We start from the raw sequence: 14,133 nt of genomic DNA, 5'->3' as shown, positions 1-14,133 counted from the left end.
TTGTTTCTGGATCACCGTCCAAGGCCCTCGAGACCAAGGACGGTGAAGATCTCCAAGTCCCGCTATCCGGTAGATCGCAAGGCTGCTCCTCTAAAGTGAACAGCATTACGGCCAAGCGCCGGGCTTTTTCGTTTCCGGCCGGAAAGAGGCGGCATTCGTCGGAAGGTCCATCAGTTGACCGGTCGGTTTCTGTAAACTCTGCGCACCCCGAGAACCGCCCGGAATCAGGGCGGACTGTTCCTTGTCTTGCAGGTTGTGTGCACGGCTGCACCCCCTGAAGCGGAGTTCGAGATGTCGCTGCAGGCGCTTTGGGCCATGTTTCTGGCCCACCCCACCCAGGTCGTGAATGGCCTGGCGCTGTTCTTTGCATGTGCTGGCGCCTGGGTACTGCTGGCTACCCGTTGGCGCGAACAACGCTCCATCGCCCGTCTGGCCGCCGAAAGCGAGCTGGAAGAGGTTGAGGGCCCCGGTGTCCAGGATGAGTCGGCGCAGCGCCTGAATCGCTTCTTCTATGCCTTCGGCTACTTCAGCCTGGCCGTGGCCCTTGGCGTCTCCTGGGCCAGTACCCGGATCTGAGCCCGCAATGAAAAACGGCGACCTCCGGGTCGCCGTTTTCTTTTGTGCCGAATCTCGATGCGAATCAGAGCGGCAGTCCGGCCTTGATCCGGAACTGGTTGCGCACCGGGGTGGCGTACTGCTGGATCAGGTACGGGCGCTGTACCTCCGGGCAGGCGCTCAGGCGTTTCTGCCACTCGGCCTGGGCACGGGCCAGCTCGTCCGCACCGAAGACTTCGGCCGCCGTCGGCACGTTCAACTCGGGATCGCGCTCGCTCCACATGGCGTATGCCAGGTAATGCACGGGGAACAGCCGGTAGCCGCCGAGGATCTGTTTGTCGATTTCCTGGGCCAGTTGTTTGGCATCGTCGCTGGTGCTGCCCATCTCGCTGCCGAAAGCGATGTGCACACGGCCTTTGTAGCCGGTGATGCCCAGGGCGATGCTCGCGTCGTCCTCACCCGGGGCCTTGACGTAGCTGCCGGTGCTGGCGCGGATCTGCAGCTCGCGGGCCTTGGCCAGGTCGCAGGGATCGTATTCGTAGCTGATGGATACCGGGATCAGGTGCAGGTCGCGGATCACGTCCGAGAACGGCTCGTCCTTGCGGCTCATGTGGAACATCTTGAGGATCGCCGAATCGGTGCGATCGTTACCGTCCTTGGCGCGGCCTTCGGCCTGGGCGATCCAGATCGACTGGCCGTCCTTGCAGATCGAGTGGTTGATGTAGGCCGACAGCAACTGGAAGGCCGCCAGCTTCTCGCGGCGGCCGGCCAGGTTGCGGTGCACGATGAAGCTCTTGTTCAGGCGCATCAGGTCGCTGACGAAGGGCTTCTGCAGCAGGTTGTCGCCGATGGCAATGCGCGGCGTCGGCAGGCCGGCGTGGTACACGGCGTAGTTGACGAAGGCCGGGTCCATCACGATGTCGCGGTGATTGGCCAGGAACAGGTACGCGGTGCCAGGCTTCAGGCGTTCCACGCCCGAGTAGGTCACGCCGTCGGTGGCGCGCTCGATGGTGTTGTCCACATAGGGTTCGATGCGGTCCTGCAGCGCGGCGACCGAATCGATGCTGGCGAACTCGCGACGCAGCCGATGAGCTATAACAGGCTTGAGGAGCCAGCCCAGCGGGCCCGCCAGCTTCGGGAAACGATAGCGGGTGAGGGTGCCGAGGAAGGCGTCGTCGGCGAACAGGCGCGCAAGCACCGTCGGGACCTCGGCATCGTCATAGGGTCGGATGGCTTCAAATTCGCCCATTGGTCACTCTTGTTCTGGAATCGGCTGGGTAAAAAGGTGGAGGCCCCGCAGTACGGAGCCTGAAGTAGACCGGCGATTATACAGGCAAGTCACAAGGGAGGCGGGGATGCTGGAAACGGAGGGCTATCAATGCCCCTACTGCGGCGAGCCGGCCGAAGCCGTGCTGGATCTTTCTGGTGGCGACCAGCAATACATCGAGGATTGCCCGGTGTGCTGCCGGCCCATCCTGTTCCTGCTCTGGACCGATGGCCGCGAGTGGAGTCTGGAGGTTCGTCGGGAGGATGACTGATGCGGCGCATCTATGAGCCCAGGGATCTGATCGAAGCGGAACTGCTGATGGGCATGCTGGCCAGCGAAGGCGTAGAGGCGCATCTGGCCGGCGGCCACCTGCTGGGCGGCATCGGGGAGCTGCCGGCGTTCGGGCTGCTCGGCCTGCTGGTCGAAGACGAGGATGCCGAACACGCCAGCGGGCTGATCGCCGCGTACAATGCCGCGCAACCCCTGGCGGGCGAGGAGCCCGACAGTTACCCCGGCACTCTGCTCTGCTGATCCCCGACCCGAACTGGCTACCCAATGTCTGGACGCTTCGCCCTGTTCCGCTGGACGCCCGCGCTGGCGGCCCTTCCCGGATTCCCTGCCGATCACCAGCCGCACTGGAACCTTGCGCCAGGCGGTCGGGTGCTGATGCTGCGCGAGCTGGGCGGCCAGCGCCGTGCCGACATGGCCCGCTGGGGGCTGACCCCGGCCTGGCTCACAGACCTGACGAAAACACCCTCCCACGCCCGCGCCGAAACCCTGGCCGACCAGCCGATGTTCCGCGAAGCCTTCCGCTCGCGGCGCTGCCTGATCCCGGCCAATGGCTTCTATGAATGGCGTGGCGTGCGCAAGCGGCCCTACTGGATCAGCGCCGAGGGCGGGACCCTGTATATGGCCGGGCTCTGGGAGGTCTACCCGGCGGGGGATGTGGAATACCTCAGCCTGGCCATGGTCACCCGGCCGGTCGTTGACCTGCGCCGTCCGCTGGTGCTGGACGAACAAGCGCAGCGCCTCTGGCTCGCTGCCGACTCGACGTCGATGCAATTGCTCGAACTGCTGACCAGTCCCGGCCCGCAATTGCGCGAACGTGCCCTGGCCAACCTGGTGAACGATCCGAAGCTCGATGGGCCGGAGTGTCTGACGCCGGCTTGAGGCTGCCCGACTTCGTAGGGGCGAATTCATTCGCCAAGGGCAGCGCAGCTGCCCCATCGGACTTCGAAGGGCAGACCTTCGGCCTGCTTGGCGAATCAATCGTCCCCCCATAAAAGCAAAGGCCATGTCTGCTTCAAGTGTTGCAAGCGGCTGCATTGCCCGTAGGCACTGCCTCCAGCCTTGGCCGCACAGTGAAATTTCCTGAGTCGCCGCTGCAGTCAATAGCGTTGCCGGCTTGTCTACATGCGACGCGGTTGCCCACCTCACAGGCCAGCCGTAGCATTACCGATCTTGCGAAACGATGGAGAGCCAACATGGCCAAGCTGTTTTACCTGTCCGGGCTGACCGCGGCCCTTCTCCTGGCAGGATGCCAGGCCGTCAACACCACCAGTGGCGGAGCGGTTGGCGTCGAGCGCAAGCAGTACATGTTCAGCATGCTGTCGAGCAGCGAACTCAACCAGATGTACGCGCAGTCCTATCAGCAGACCCTGAGCGAAGCCCAGCAGAAAGGCGTGCTGGACAAGAACAGCAGCGACGCCCGCCGTGTCGATGCCATCGCCAAGCGCCTGATCGCGCAGACCCCGGCCTTCCGCCCGGACGCAGCGCAATGGGCCTGGGAAGCCAACGTCATCGACAGCGACGAGCTCAATGCCAACTGTGGTCCGGGCGGCAAGATCATCGTCTACAGCGGCCTGATCGATAAGCTCAAGCTCACCGACGACGAGCTGGCGGCGGTGATGGGCCACGAAATCGCCCATGCCCTGCGCGAGCACAGCCGCGAAGCCATGTCCAAGGCCTACGGCGTGCAGATGGCCAACCAGATCGGCTCGGTGCTGGGCGTCGGCCAGGCCGGCCTGGGGGTGGCCAATGCGGGGGTGGAATACCTGATGACCCTGCCCAACAGCCGTTCCAACGAGAACGAGGCCGACCTGATCGGTCTGGAACTGTCCGCGCGCGCCGGCTACGACCCGAACGCCGCCATCACCCTCTGGCAGAAGATGGAGCAGGCCGGGGGCGGCGCGCCGCCGGAATTCATGAGTACCCACCCGTCGTCCAGTTCGCGCATGGCCTCGCTGCAGGCGGCCATTCCGAAAGTGATGCCGCTGTACCAGCAAGCCAAGGGCCAACGCTGAGGCCCCGGTTGCCGGGATGCCCCCCGCCTGGCATCCCGGCAGCCCGCGTTCTAGACTGCTTGCCGCCACCCCGGACGCTTCGGGGTGGCGAATCTCCAGCGGATGAGGAGTTGCAGTGAAAATCGCCGTACTTGGAGCAACAGGGCTGCTCGGCCATCACGCGGCACGGGCGGTGAAGGACGCGGGGCACCAGTTGGTGCTGATTCACCGGCCGTCTTCACGGATCGAAAGACTGTCCTACCTGGAGCCCGAATGCCGGGCTGCCGAATTGCTCGACCATGCGGGCCTGACCCGCGCCCTCACCGGGCTGGACGGTGTGATCTTCTGCGCTGCCAGCTACCCGAAGCGTCCGCGCCGCTGGCAGGAAGAAGTCGCCAGCGCCCTCGATGAAACCAATCATTTCTACGCCGCCTGCCTTGCTGCCCATGTGCCGCGCATCCTCTACACCGGCGCGGCCATCGCCCTGCCGCGCCACCCCGAAGGCCTGCCCGGCCACGAAGGGCTGTTCTACGAGGGGATGCCGCGCTGGAAGAATGCCTACCTGCTCTGCAAGTGGGCCCTGGATGAACAGGCCCGCGAGCAGGCGCGCAGCGGTCTGCCGGTGATCATCGGCATTCCTGGCATGTGCCTGGGGGAGTTCGACGTCGGCCCCAGTACCGGACGCCTCATCACTGCCATGGCGCAAGGCTGGATGACCCACTACGTCCCCGGCCGGCGCAACCTGATAGATGCCGCCGATGCCGGACGCGGCCTGTTGCTGGCGCTGGAGAAGGGGCGGGTGGGCGAGCGCTATCTGCTCACCGGGCGGAACATCGAGATGGCCGAGCTGACCGAGCGCATCGCCAGGCTGCTCGGCGTGCAGCCTCCGCAGCCCATGCCGCTGGCGCTGGCCAAGGGCATGGCGGTGCTCGGGCGCTTGCGATTCCGCATGTCGGGCGAGCTGCCCAGGCTGGATGACACCGCCATCGCGGTCATGGCCGGCGGGCAGTTCCTCGATGGCAGCAAGGCGCGCCACGAGCTGGGCTTCGTTGCCGAAACGCCGCTGGAGGTCACGCTCGAGCGCACCATCGCCTGGTTCCGCAGCAACGGCTATCTCTAGGCGCCTTGCGAGCTGATCAGGGCAGGGCTTTCTCGGCCAGGTGCTGGGTGGAGAGGCCCAACTGGGCGCGGAAGCTTTCCATGTCGAACATGGTGCAGATCTCCTGCACCTCGCCCAGGCTGTTGAAGGTCCAGAAGGCCATGGCCGAGATGCTCAGCACCTTGTCGCTGGGCGGATAGCCCAGGGCGGGCTTTTGGATGCTGCCGATCAGGGTGCACCAGGTCACCACCTTGTTGCCTTCGGCGATGCACTCCTCGATCACGACTTCCAAATCCGGCATGGCCTCGCGAATGTTCGCCACCATCTTGCGGTAGTCGTTGCTGGTGAAGGGCCGGCTGATGAAAGAACTCTTGTAGAGGAAATCCTTGCTCTGCAGCTGCTCGGCCAGGGCCAGGCGACCCTTGTTCCACGACAGCTCGATGTGCTGGCGAACCAGCCGCTTCATATCGTCCAGTGACATGATGCGCTCCCTTGCGCTTGATCCAGCGCGCCACTTTACCGATTCGGCTAGGGCCGCCATTGGCCGAAGCGCCGCCGGGTGAAGCGTGCGGCGATGCCCGTCAGCCGCACGCGACGACGGGCATGGTTTCACTCGAGCGCTCAGATAATTGCGCTGAGCTTCAGGGCTTCGTAGACGGCGTAGGCGGCCAGGGCGGCGAAGGCTGCGGCGGCCAGGCGACGGATCAGCGCCAGCGGCAGTCGATCGGCGGCGAAGTTGCCGGCCAGCACCACCGGTACGTTGGCGATCAGCATGCCAAGGGTGGTGCCCATGACGACCATGACGAAATGTGGGTACTGGGCGGCCAGCATCACCGTGGCGACCTGGGTCTTGTCGCCCATCTCGGCGAGGAAGAAGGCAATCAGGGTGGTGACGAAGGGGCCGTATTTCTTCAGGCCGGATTCTTCGTCGTCATCCAGCTTGTCCGGGACCAGGGTCCAGGCGGCGACGGCGGCGAAGGAGGCGGCGAGGATCCAGCTCAGGGTGGCGGGGGAGAAGAAGCTGGCGACCCAGGAACCCACGGCACCGGCGGCGAAGTGGTTGGCCAGGGTGGCGGCGACTATGCCCCAGATGATCGGCCAGGGCTTGCGGAAGCGGGCGGCGAGGAGAAGCGCGAGCAGCTGCGTCTTGTCGCCGATTTCAGCGAGCGCGACGATCAGTGTCGGGACGAAGAGGGATTCCAGCATCAGGGTTCCTACGGGGGGCGGGTCGACTAATCACCATGACACACGCAATCTGCCCGCCCCGGGTCAGGTTGTGTGTGTCATAGGTCTTGTCAAACCGCGGACCTGTCTGTTCAGGTTCCGGGTCGCATGCGCCATGGTCTGTGGACCAAGTGTGTTGACGCATGCCGGGCGAGCAGGGCGCTCGCGGGAGACTACTCCCCTAGGACGGGGCGCATTGTGCACAAGCCGGGTTGCCCCGGCAAGGGCGAAATTCCGGGCGGTCAGTTGTCGCCGCCGCGCACGTCCATTTCCGCATAGCTCACCAGGCTGCTGCCCTTCTTCAGGCGGTAGCCCAGCCAGATGGCGAGGAACAGCGGCAGGCTGATGTAGGTGGCGGCCAGGCCGGCCCAGTCGATGCGCTCGCCGAAGAAGGCCTGGTAGTTCTGCCCGAGGGTGATCAGCAGGCACAGGGTGAAGGCGAACAGCGGGCCGAAGGGGAACAGCCTGGCGCGATAGGGCAGGTCGGCCAGGCGTCCGCCCTGGATCAGGTAGCCCTTGCGGAAGCGGTAATGGGAAATGGCGATGCCCAGCCAGGCGATGAAGCCGCACATGCCCGAGGTGTTCAGCAGCCAGGTGTAGAGCGTGCTGTCCCCGACTATGGAGGTGAAGAAGCACAGCGCACCCACCAGGGTGGTGGCGTAGAGCGCATTGCGCGGCACGCCGCTGGCGGACAGGCTGGCGAAGATTTTCGGCGCCTTGCCCTGCAGAGCAAGGTTGTAAAGCATGCGGGTGGACGCGTACATGCCCGAGTTGCCGGCCGAGAGGATGGCGGTGAGGATCACCGCGTTCATCACGCTGGCGGCAGCGGCGAAGCCGGCGCGCTCGAAGAGCAGGGTGAAGGGCGACACGCTGATGTCGCTGGCATCATTCTTCAGCAGGCTCGGTTCGCTGTAGGGGACCAGCATGCCGATCACGAAGATCGCCAGGATGTAGAACAGCAGGATGCGCCAGAACACCTGGCGGATGGCGATGGGGATGTTCTTCTTCGGGTTTTCCGATTCGCCTGCGGCGATGCCGATCAGCTCGGTGCCCTGGAACGAGAAACCGGCGATCATCGCCACCCCGACCATGGCCTGCAGGCCGCCGACGAAGGGCGCCTCGCCCTGGGTGAAGTTGCTGAAGCCCGGCGACTCGATGCCGCCCATGATGCCGAAGATGGTGGCCAGGCCAATGCCGATGAACACCACCACCGTCACCACCTTGATCAGTGCGAACCAGAACTCGCTCTCGCCGAAGCCCTTCACCGAGACGAAGTTGAGCAGGAACATCAGGCCGAGGAACAGGGCGCTCCAATAGAGGCCCGGTACGTCCGGCAGCCAGAAACTCATGATCAGCTGCGCTGCCACCAGTTCGGCGGCGATGGTCACCGCCCAGTTGTACCAGTAGTTCCAGCCCAGGGCGAAGCCGAAGCCATCGTCGACGAAACGGCTGCCATAAGTGCTGAACGAGCCGGAAACCGGGATGTGCGCGGCCATTTCGCCGAGGCTGGTCATCAGGAAGTAGACCATCAGGCCGATCAGCGCATAGGCCAGCAACGCACCGCCGGGACCCGCGGTGGCCACGGTGGCGCCGGACGCGACGAACAGGCCGGTGCCGATGGAGCCGCCGATGGCGATCATGTTCAGGTGGCGGGGTTTGAGGGAGCGGTGCAGGCCATCCTTGGCGGGAGTGGCGCTGGCGATGTTCAGATCAGTCACAAATATCTCCAGGTCCCCCGGCCGAAACCGGGGGAGGGCGGCTATCGGATGCCGCTTGAATAGGAAAAAGGGGCCAGGGCCCGCCGGTCAGCCCCGGCGGGCGCGGTAGATGCGGAAGCCATCTCCCTCGGCGAGGGTCTGGCAGGGGCCGAGATGGTACTCGATAAGCGGGGGGTATTTGAGGAAGCTGTTGGCCACGATGCGCAGTTCTCCGCCGGGCAGCAGGTGATTGCGCGCTTCGCGCAGCAGGTCCTCGCTGGCCTGGTAGTCGGTGTGCACGCCCTGATGGAAGGGGGGATTGCTGACGATGGCAGCCAGCCCTTCGGGGGCGCCGTGAATACCGTCGGCGGCGATCACCTCACCCTCGAGGTGGTTGGCGGCCAGGGTCAGGCGGCTACTGGCCACGGCGAAGGCATCCACGTCCAGCAGGCTCAGGCGGTTCTGTGGATAACGCCGCTTGAGCACTGCGCCGAGCACCCCGGCGCCGCAGCCGAAGTCCAGCAGGTGGCCGCTGGGCAAGTCGTCCAGTTGCGCAAGGAGCAGGGCACTGCCGCGATCCAGGCGGCCGTGGCTGAACACGCCGGGCAGGCTGACCACTTCCAGCGGTCCATCGGCCAGGTCCAGGCTGTAGCGCTGGGCCAGGGCTTCCAGGTCGGGGGCTGCGGGAGCCTGCTCGACCGTCACCTGCCAGAGCTGGCAGTGACGGGCGCTGTCCAGCTTGCGCGGCTTTCCGAAAGCAGCCAGCTGTTTGGCGGCTCTCTCGATGCCGCCGCGTTTCTCACCGACCAGGAAAAGCTCGCCGCCAGGCAGGCGGGCGGCTAGGGCGGCCAGCAGGTAGTCGGTCAGTTCACGCGACTTGGGCAGGAACAACACGGCGGCCTCGAAGGCATGCGCCGGTGGCGTAGTACCGAACTGGCTGCGTCCGGCGAAGCGGCTTTCCAGGGCGGCCTGGTCGCCGGCGTGCCAGCTCCAGCCGCTGGCCTGGGGCAGGGTGCCGAGCAGGTCGTCAGCCGGCAGCCCGGCCAGCAACAGCGGGCGTTGGAACAGTTCGGCCTGGCGGAGCAGGACTTCGCTGCGTGGGTCCATCTGAAGAAGATCCTGATAAAAGCAGCGAATTTTATCAGGGTCTTGTGGGAATTATCCGACAACTCTGACGGGCGATTCCTTGAACCAGGCTGTGGCGTTCTCGGCCAGCTGCAGGACGATGCGCTGTCGCGCCTCGCGGCTGCCCCAGGCGCTGTGCGGGGTAACGATCAGGCGCGGGATGTCGGCGGCCAGCAGCGGGTTGCCATCGCGCGGGGGTTCCTGGGTCAGCACATCGGTGGCGGCCCCTCCCAGGTGGCCGCTGCGCAGAGCGGCGGCCAGGGCCTCTTCGTTGACCAGGCCGCCACGGGCGGTGTTCACCAGCAGGGCGCCGGGTTTCATCAGGGCCAGTTCGGCAGCGCCGATCATGTCGCGGGTCTGCTCGTTGAGCGGACAGTGCAGGGTCAGCGCATCCACCTGGGGCAGCAGTTCACGCAACGGCACACGGTCGGCGCGGGGCGGGCGTCCCGGTAGCTGGCCCAGCAGCACGCGCATGCCGAAGGCTTCCGCCAGCCGTGCCACTGCTCCGCCCAGTTCGCCGTGACCGAGCAGGCCGAGGGTCTTGCCCTCCAGTTCGAAGATGGGGAAGTCCAGCAGGCAGAACTGGCTGGCCTGCTGCCAACGGCCGGCGCGCACGGCTGCCTGGTAGTCCGGCAGGCTGGTGGCCAGGGCGAGCAACAGGGCCAGGGTGTGCTGGGCCACCGACGGCGTGCCGTAGGCCTGGCAGTTGCAAACGGTGATGCCATGGGCGCGGGCCGCTTCCAGGTCGATGTTGTTGGTGCCGGTGGCGGCCACCAGGATCAGCCTGAGCTCCGGGCTGGCGGCCATGGTTGCAGCGTCGATGCGAACCTTGTTGCTGATCGCCACCTGGGCGCCGCGCAGGCGTTCGGTCACCTCTTTGGCAGCGGTCTGCGCGTGCAGCGCCAGTTCACCGAAGGCGCGGCGCAGGGGGGCCAGGTCGAGGTCGCCAAGGTCGAGGGAAGCGTGATCGAGGAAGACTGCGCGACTGCTGTTCATGCGAGCTGTACCTTTTGCGGCTGCGTTGGGGGGCGTAAGGTTGCCAGCCTAACAGCTCCCGTCACATCCATTGGAGGTTGCATGTACTGGACGGAATTCCTCACCGTTGCCCTGATCCACCTGTTGGCCGTGGCCAGTCCCGGACCTGACTTCGCCATCGTCGTGCGCGAGAGCGTGGCCCACGGACGCCGCGCCGGTACCTGGACCGCGCTGGGGGTAGGCACCGGGATCTTCGTGCATGTGGCTTATTCGTTGCTGGGCATCGGCCTGATCGTGTCCCAGTCGATCATGCTGTTCAACGCGCTGAAATGGGCGGCGGCGGCCTACCTCTTGTACATCGGCATCAAGGCCCTGCGCGCCAGGCCCGCCGACCCGGTTGCCGCCGAGGCCGCGCTGATGGCCGGTGAACGCAGCCCGCGCGGGGCCTTCGTCACCGGTTTTGTCACCAACGGCCTGAACCCCAAGGCGACTTTGTTCTTCCTGTCGCTCTTCACCGTGGTCATCAACCCGCACACGCCGCTGGCCATCCAGGCCGGATACGGTGTCTACCTGGCCTTCGCCACCGCCACCTGGTTCTGCCTGGTGGCGATGCTGTTCAGCCAGCGCCGGGTGCGCGCCGGCTTCGCGCGCATGGGGCACTGGTTCGACCGGCTGATGGGCGCCGTACTGGTGGGGCTGGGGATCAAGCTGGCCTTTACCGAACTGAAATAATCGGCCTGATGCTCTCTTACTGTGGGCGAATTCATTCGCCAATGAATTCGCCCACAGGCTTCTGCAAGGCCGTGTGTTGATGCTCCGTGAAAAAAAGCGCAGCCAGGGCTGCGCTTCTTTCTACCGGCAACGGCCCTTACAGCAGCTCGATCGCCACTGCAGTCGCCTCGCCACCACCGATGCACAGCGAGGCGATGCCGCGTTTGCCGCCCTTGTTACGCAGGGCGTTGATCAGGGTGACGATGAGGCGCGAGCCGGTGGAGCCCACCGGGTGGCCCTGGGCGCAGGCGCCGCCGTAGACGTTGACCTTGGCGTGGTCCAGGCCGTGTTCGCGCATGGCCAGCATGGTCACCATGGCGAAGGCTTCGTTGATCTCGAACAGGTCCACGTCGTCCTTGTTCCAGCCGGTCTTCTTGAACAGATTGGTCATGGCGCCGATGGGGGCCAGGGTGAACTCGGCCGGGTCCTGGCTCTGGGTGGCGTGGCCGACGATCTTCGCCAGGGGCTTGAGGCCGCGGCGTTCGGCTTCTTCGGCAGTCATCAGGACCAGCGCGCTGGCGCCGTCGGAGATGGAGCTGGCGTTGGCCGCGGTGATGGTGCCGTCCTTGCGGAAGGCGGGCTTCAGGCCCGGGATCTTGTCCAGGTTGGCGGTCAGCGGTTGCTCGTCGTCCTTCACCACCACCTCACCCTTGCGGGTGGTCACGGTCACCGGGACGATCTCGGCGGCCAGCGAGCCATCGGCGATGGCGGCCTGGGCGCGCTTGAGGGATTCGATGGCGTAGGCGTCCATCTCTTCACGGGTGACACCGTACTTGTCGGCGGTTTCCTGGGCGAAGGAGCCCATCAGGCGGCCGGTGCGGGCATCTTCCAGGCCGTCGAGGAACATGTGGTCCTTGATTTCGCCGTGGCCCATGCGCAGGCCGGTACGGGCCTTTTCCAGCACGTAGGGGGCGTTGGACATGCTTTCCATGCCGCCGGCCACCATCACCGAGTTGGTGCCGGCCTTGAGCAGGTCGTGGGCCAGCATCACGGCCTTCATGCCGGAGCCGCAGAGTTTGTTGATGGTGGTGCAGCCGGTGGCGGCGGGCAGGCCGGCGTTCAGCGCCGCCTGGCGGGCCGGGCCCTGCTTGAGGCCGGCGGGCAGGACGTTGCCCATGATCACTTCCTGCACATCGGCCGGCTGAATGCCGGCGCGGCTGACCGCCTCACGTATGGCCAGCGCTCCAAGGTCCACGGCGGAAACGCCGGACAGGCTGCCCTGGAAGCCGCCCATGGGTGTACGGGCGCCACTGACGATAACGATATCGGACATCTCGAACCTACCTATGTGGATTAAGGGCCGCGACCGGCCGGAGCTGCGGATTCTATCCTGTGACCGAAAGGCTAAAAAGAGTCACCCTTCAAATCACTCTTTTGACTGATTTGCGTCTGGACCAAGAGGCCTAAAGTCGGGAACAACAAAAAGCTCTCTGACCTCACCAGGTGCGACTCATGCTACAGACCCGCGTCATCAAGCCCGCCGACAACGCCTACATCTATCCATTGCTGATCAAGCGCCTGCTGATGTCGGGCAGCCGCTTCGAGAAGACCCGCGAGATCGTCTACCGCGACCGCATGCGCTACAGCTACGCCACCTTCAACGAGCGTGTCGCGCGCCTGGCCAACGTGCTCACCGAGGCCGGGGTGAAGGCCGGCGACACGGTCGCCGTGATGGACTGGGACAGCCATCGCTACCTGGAGTGCATGTTCGCCATCCCGATGATCGGCGCCGTGCTGCACACCATCAACATCCGCCTTTCGCCGGACCAGATCCTCTACACCATGAACCACGCCGATGACCGCTTCGTGCTGGTCAACAGCGATTTCCTGCCGATCTTCAAGGCCATCGGCGGCCAACTGACCACGGTGGAAAAGACCCTGTTGCTCACCGACGGCAGCGACCATGACGCCGACCTGCCGAACCTGGTGGGCGAGTACGAGACCCTGCTGGCCGCCGCCAGTCCGAAGTACGACTTCCCCGACTTCGATGAAAATTCGGTAGCCACCACCTTCTACACCACCGGCACCACCGGCAATCCCAAGGGCGTGTACTTCACCCACCGCCAGCTGGTGCTGCACACCCTGTCCATGGCGTCCACCGTCGGCGCGCTGGACAGCATCCGCCTGATGGGCACCAATGACATCTATATGCCCATCACCCCGATGTTCCACGTGCATGCCTGGGGCGTGCCCTACGTGGCCACCATGCTCGGGGTGAAGCAGGTCTACCCCGGCCGCTACGAGCCGGACATGCTCTGCAAGCTGATCCGCGAGGAAAAGGTCACCTTCTCCCACTGCGTGCCCACCATCCTGCAGATGGTGCTGAACGCGCCCACCGCCCAGGGATACGACTTCGGCGGCCTGAAGATGATCATCGGCGGCAGCGCGCTGAATCGCAGCCTGTACGAAGCTGCCAAGTCCCGTGGCATCCAGCTCACCGCCGCCTACGGCATGTCCGAGACCTGCCCGCTGATCTCGGTGGCGCACCTGAATGAAGAGCTGCTGGCCGGCAGCGAAGACGAGCGCATCACCTACCGCATCAAGGCCGGCGTGCCGGTGCCGCTGGTGGAGGCGGCCATCATGGACGCAGATGGCCAGTTCCAGCCGGTGGATGGGGAATCCCAGGGCGAACTGGTACTGCGAGCCCCCTGGCTGACCTACGGCTATTTCAACGAAGCGCAGAAGAGTGAGGAACTCTGGGAACACGGCTGGCTGCACACCGGGGACGTGGCCACGCTGGACGGCATGGGCTACATCGATATCCGCGACCGCATCAAGGACGTGATCAAGACCGGCGGTGAGTGGATCTCTTCCCTGGAACTGGAAGACCTGATCAGCCGCCACCCGGCGGTGCGGGAAGTGGCGGTGGTCGGAGTGCCCGATCCGCAGTGGGGCGAACGTCCCTTCGCCCTGGTGGTGGTTCGTGACAACCAGACCCTCGACGCCAAGGGATTGAAGGAGCACCTCAAACCATTCGTCGAGCAAGGTCACATCAATAAGTGGGCAATTCCCAGCCAGATCGCGCTTGTTACTGAAATTCCCAAGACCAGCGTGGGCAAGCTGGACAAGAAACGCATTCGTGTCGACATCGCCCAATGGCAGGCCGCCGGCAGCACATTCCTCTCTGCGCTCTGACCC

The 14,133-nt window shown here is 65.1% G+C and carries 15 protein-coding genes and 1 riboswitch; of the genes, 8 read left to right on the top strand and 7 right to left on the bottom strand.

Going from position 1 to position 14,133, the window contains the following annotated elements; all coding sequences use genetic code 11:
- The first annotated feature begins 291 nt into the window (after positions 1-291).
- Positions 292-576 carry a hypothetical protein gene (locus ACFW0B_RS24105; protein ID WP_449151487.1) on the top strand — a complete coding sequence of 95 codons (285 nt, stop codon included), beginning with the start codon at positions 292-294 and terminating at the stop codon, positions 574-576.
- Between the two features lie 64 nt (positions 577-640).
- Here ACFW0B_RS24105 and ACFW0B_RS24100 read toward each other — a convergent pair whose 3' ends face one another.
- Positions 641-1,804 carry a 1-acyl-sn-glycerol-3-phosphate acyltransferase gene (locus ACFW0B_RS24100; RefSeq protein WP_449151486.1) on the bottom strand — a complete coding sequence of 388 codons (1,164 nt, stop codon included), beginning with the start codon at positions 1,802-1,804 and terminating at the stop codon, positions 641-643.
- 106 nt (positions 1,805-1,910) lie between these two features.
- Here ACFW0B_RS24100 and ACFW0B_RS24095 point away from each other — a divergent pair, with 106 nt between their 5' ends.
- The 5 genes from ACFW0B_RS24095 (at position 1,911) to ACFW0B_RS24075 (ending at position 5,224) form a co-directional block, all read left to right on the top strand.
- On the top strand, positions 1,911-2,093 hold the full coding sequence (locus ACFW0B_RS24095; protein WP_151136808.1) for a CPXCG motif-containing cysteine-rich protein: 183 nt from the start codon (positions 1,911-1,913) through the stop codon (positions 2,091-2,093).
- Positions 2,093-2,353: a putative signal transducing protein gene (locus tag ACFW0B_RS24090; protein WP_449151485.1), complete on the top strand. Its 261-nt coding sequence runs from the start codon at positions 2,093-2,095 to the stop codon at positions 2,351-2,353. The genes ACFW0B_RS24095 and ACFW0B_RS24090 overlap by 1 nt, the downstream gene beginning before the upstream one ends.
- Positions 2,354-2,377: 24 nt before the next feature.
- Positions 2,378-2,992 (top strand): SOS response-associated peptidase, encoded by a 615-nt coding sequence (locus ACFW0B_RS24085; RefSeq protein ID WP_449151484.1) that lies wholly within the window; start codon positions 2,378-2,380, stop codon positions 2,990-2,992.
- A gap of 314 nt (positions 2,993-3,306) precedes the next feature.
- A complete protein-coding gene (locus ACFW0B_RS24080) occupies positions 3,307-4,125 on the top strand; it encodes a M48 family metallopeptidase (RefSeq protein ID WP_449151483.1) in 819 nt (272 codons plus the stop codon).
- A gap of 115 nt (positions 4,126-4,240) precedes the next feature.
- Complete coding sequence (locus tag ACFW0B_RS24075; protein ID WP_449151482.1) at positions 4,241-5,224, top strand: NAD-dependent epimerase/dehydratase family protein; 984 nt, start codon at positions 4,241-4,243, stop codon at positions 5,222-5,224.
- 16 nt (positions 5,225-5,240) lie between these two features.
- Here ACFW0B_RS24075 and ACFW0B_RS24070 read toward each other — a convergent pair whose 3' ends face one another.
- The 5 genes from ACFW0B_RS24070 to ACFW0B_RS24050 all read right to left on the bottom strand — a co-directional run bounded on the left by ACFW0B_RS24070 (position 5,241) and on the right by ACFW0B_RS24050 (position 10,245).
- Positions 5,241-5,684 (bottom strand): ketosteroid isomerase-related protein, encoded by a 444-nt coding sequence (locus tag ACFW0B_RS24070; RefSeq protein WP_449151481.1) that lies wholly within the window; start codon positions 5,682-5,684, stop codon positions 5,241-5,243.
- 140 nt (positions 5,685-5,824) lie between these two features.
- Positions 5,825-6,406 (bottom strand): TMEM165/GDT1 family protein, encoded by a 582-nt coding sequence (locus ACFW0B_RS24065; RefSeq protein ID WP_449151488.1) that lies wholly within the window; start codon positions 6,404-6,406, stop codon positions 5,825-5,827.
- Between the two features lie 95 nt (positions 6,407-6,501).
- A riboswitch (yybP-ykoY riboswitch) is annotated at positions 6,502-6,621 on the bottom strand.
- A 48-nt stretch (positions 6,622-6,669) separates the two neighbouring features.
- Positions 6,670-8,145, bottom strand: coding sequence for an amino acid permease (locus ACFW0B_RS24060; protein WP_449151480.1), 1,476 nt, complete (start codon positions 8,143-8,145; stop codon positions 6,670-6,672).
- 87 nt (positions 8,146-8,232) lie between these two features.
- Complete coding sequence (locus ACFW0B_RS24055; protein WP_449151479.1) at positions 8,233-9,231, bottom strand: methyltransferase; 999 nt, start codon at positions 9,229-9,231, stop codon at positions 8,233-8,235.
- A gap of 51 nt (positions 9,232-9,282) precedes the next feature.
- On the bottom strand, positions 9,283-10,245 hold the full coding sequence (locus ACFW0B_RS24050; protein WP_449151478.1) for a 2-hydroxyacid dehydrogenase: 963 nt from the start codon (positions 10,243-10,245) through the stop codon (positions 9,283-9,285).
- An 81-nt stretch (positions 10,246-10,326) separates the two neighbouring features.
- Between ACFW0B_RS24050 and ACFW0B_RS24045 the strand changes: the two genes are divergently transcribed.
- Positions 10,327-10,956 (top strand): LysE family translocator, encoded by a 630-nt coding sequence (locus tag ACFW0B_RS24045; RefSeq protein ID WP_449151477.1) that lies wholly within the window; start codon positions 10,327-10,329, stop codon positions 10,954-10,956.
- 136 nt (positions 10,957-11,092) lie between these two features.
- Here the strand turns inward: ACFW0B_RS24045 and ACFW0B_RS24040 are convergent, their stop codons facing one another.
- Entirely contained in the window at positions 11,093-12,268 is a 1,176-nt protein-coding gene (locus tag ACFW0B_RS24040) for a thiolase family protein (RefSeq protein WP_449151476.1), read from the bottom strand.
- Between the two features lie 179 nt (positions 12,269-12,447).
- Here ACFW0B_RS24040 and ACFW0B_RS24035 point away from each other — a divergent pair, with 179 nt between their 5' ends.
- Positions 12,448-14,130, top strand: coding sequence for a fatty acid--CoA ligase (locus tag ACFW0B_RS24035; RefSeq protein ID WP_449151475.1), 1,683 nt, complete (start codon positions 12,448-12,450; stop codon positions 14,128-14,130).
- Positions 14,131-14,133: the final 3 nt, after the last annotated feature.

It is taken from the genome of Metapseudomonas phytobenefica (assembly GCF_043392685.1).
GTDB lineage: Bacteria > Pseudomonadota > Gammaproteobacteria > Pseudomonadales > Pseudomonadaceae > Metapseudomonas.
This window is presented reverse-complemented; position numbering and strand designations above follow the sequence as displayed.

Coding starts and splice junctions, on each gene's coding strand:
- ACFW0B_RS24040 (WP_449151476.1), bottom strand. CDS start 12,268: ATGTCCGATATCGTTATCGTCAGTGGCGCCCGTACACCCATGGGCGGC.
- ACFW0B_RS24095 (WP_151136808.1), top strand. CDS start 1,911: ATGCTGGAAACGGAGGGCTATCAATGCCCCTACTGCGGCGAGCCGGCC.
- ACFW0B_RS24090 (WP_449151485.1), top strand. CDS start 2,093: ATGCGGCGCATCTATGAGCCCAGGGATCTGATCGAAGCGGAACTGCTG.
- ACFW0B_RS24070 (WP_449151481.1), bottom strand. CDS start 5,684: ATGTCACTGGACGATATGAAGCGGCTGGTTCGCCAGCACATCGAGCTG.
- ACFW0B_RS24100 (WP_449151486.1), bottom strand. CDS start 1,804: ATGGGCGAATTTGAAGCCATCCGACCCTATGACGATGCCGAGGTCCCG.
- ACFW0B_RS24080 (WP_449151483.1), top strand. CDS start 3,307: ATGGCCAAGCTGTTTTACCTGTCCGGGCTGACCGCGGCCCTTCTCCTG.
- ACFW0B_RS24055 (WP_449151479.1), bottom strand. CDS start 9,231: ATGGACCCACGCAGCGAAGTCCTGCTCCGCCAGGCCGAACTGTTCCAA.
- ACFW0B_RS24085 (WP_449151484.1), top strand. CDS start 2,378: ATGTCTGGACGCTTCGCCCTGTTCCGCTGGACGCCCGCGCTGGCGGCC.
- ACFW0B_RS24045 (WP_449151477.1), top strand. CDS start 10,327: ATGTACTGGACGGAATTCCTCACCGTTGCCCTGATCCACCTGTTGGCC.
- ACFW0B_RS24105 (WP_449151487.1), top strand. CDS start 292: ATGTCGCTGCAGGCGCTTTGGGCCATGTTTCTGGCCCACCCCACCCAG.
- ACFW0B_RS24035 (WP_449151475.1), top strand. CDS start 12,448: ATGCTACAGACCCGCGTCATCAAGCCCGCCGACAACGCCTACATCTAT.
- ACFW0B_RS24050 (WP_449151478.1), bottom strand. CDS start 10,245: ATGAACAGCAGTCGCGCAGTCTTCCTCGATCACGCTTCCCTCGACCTT.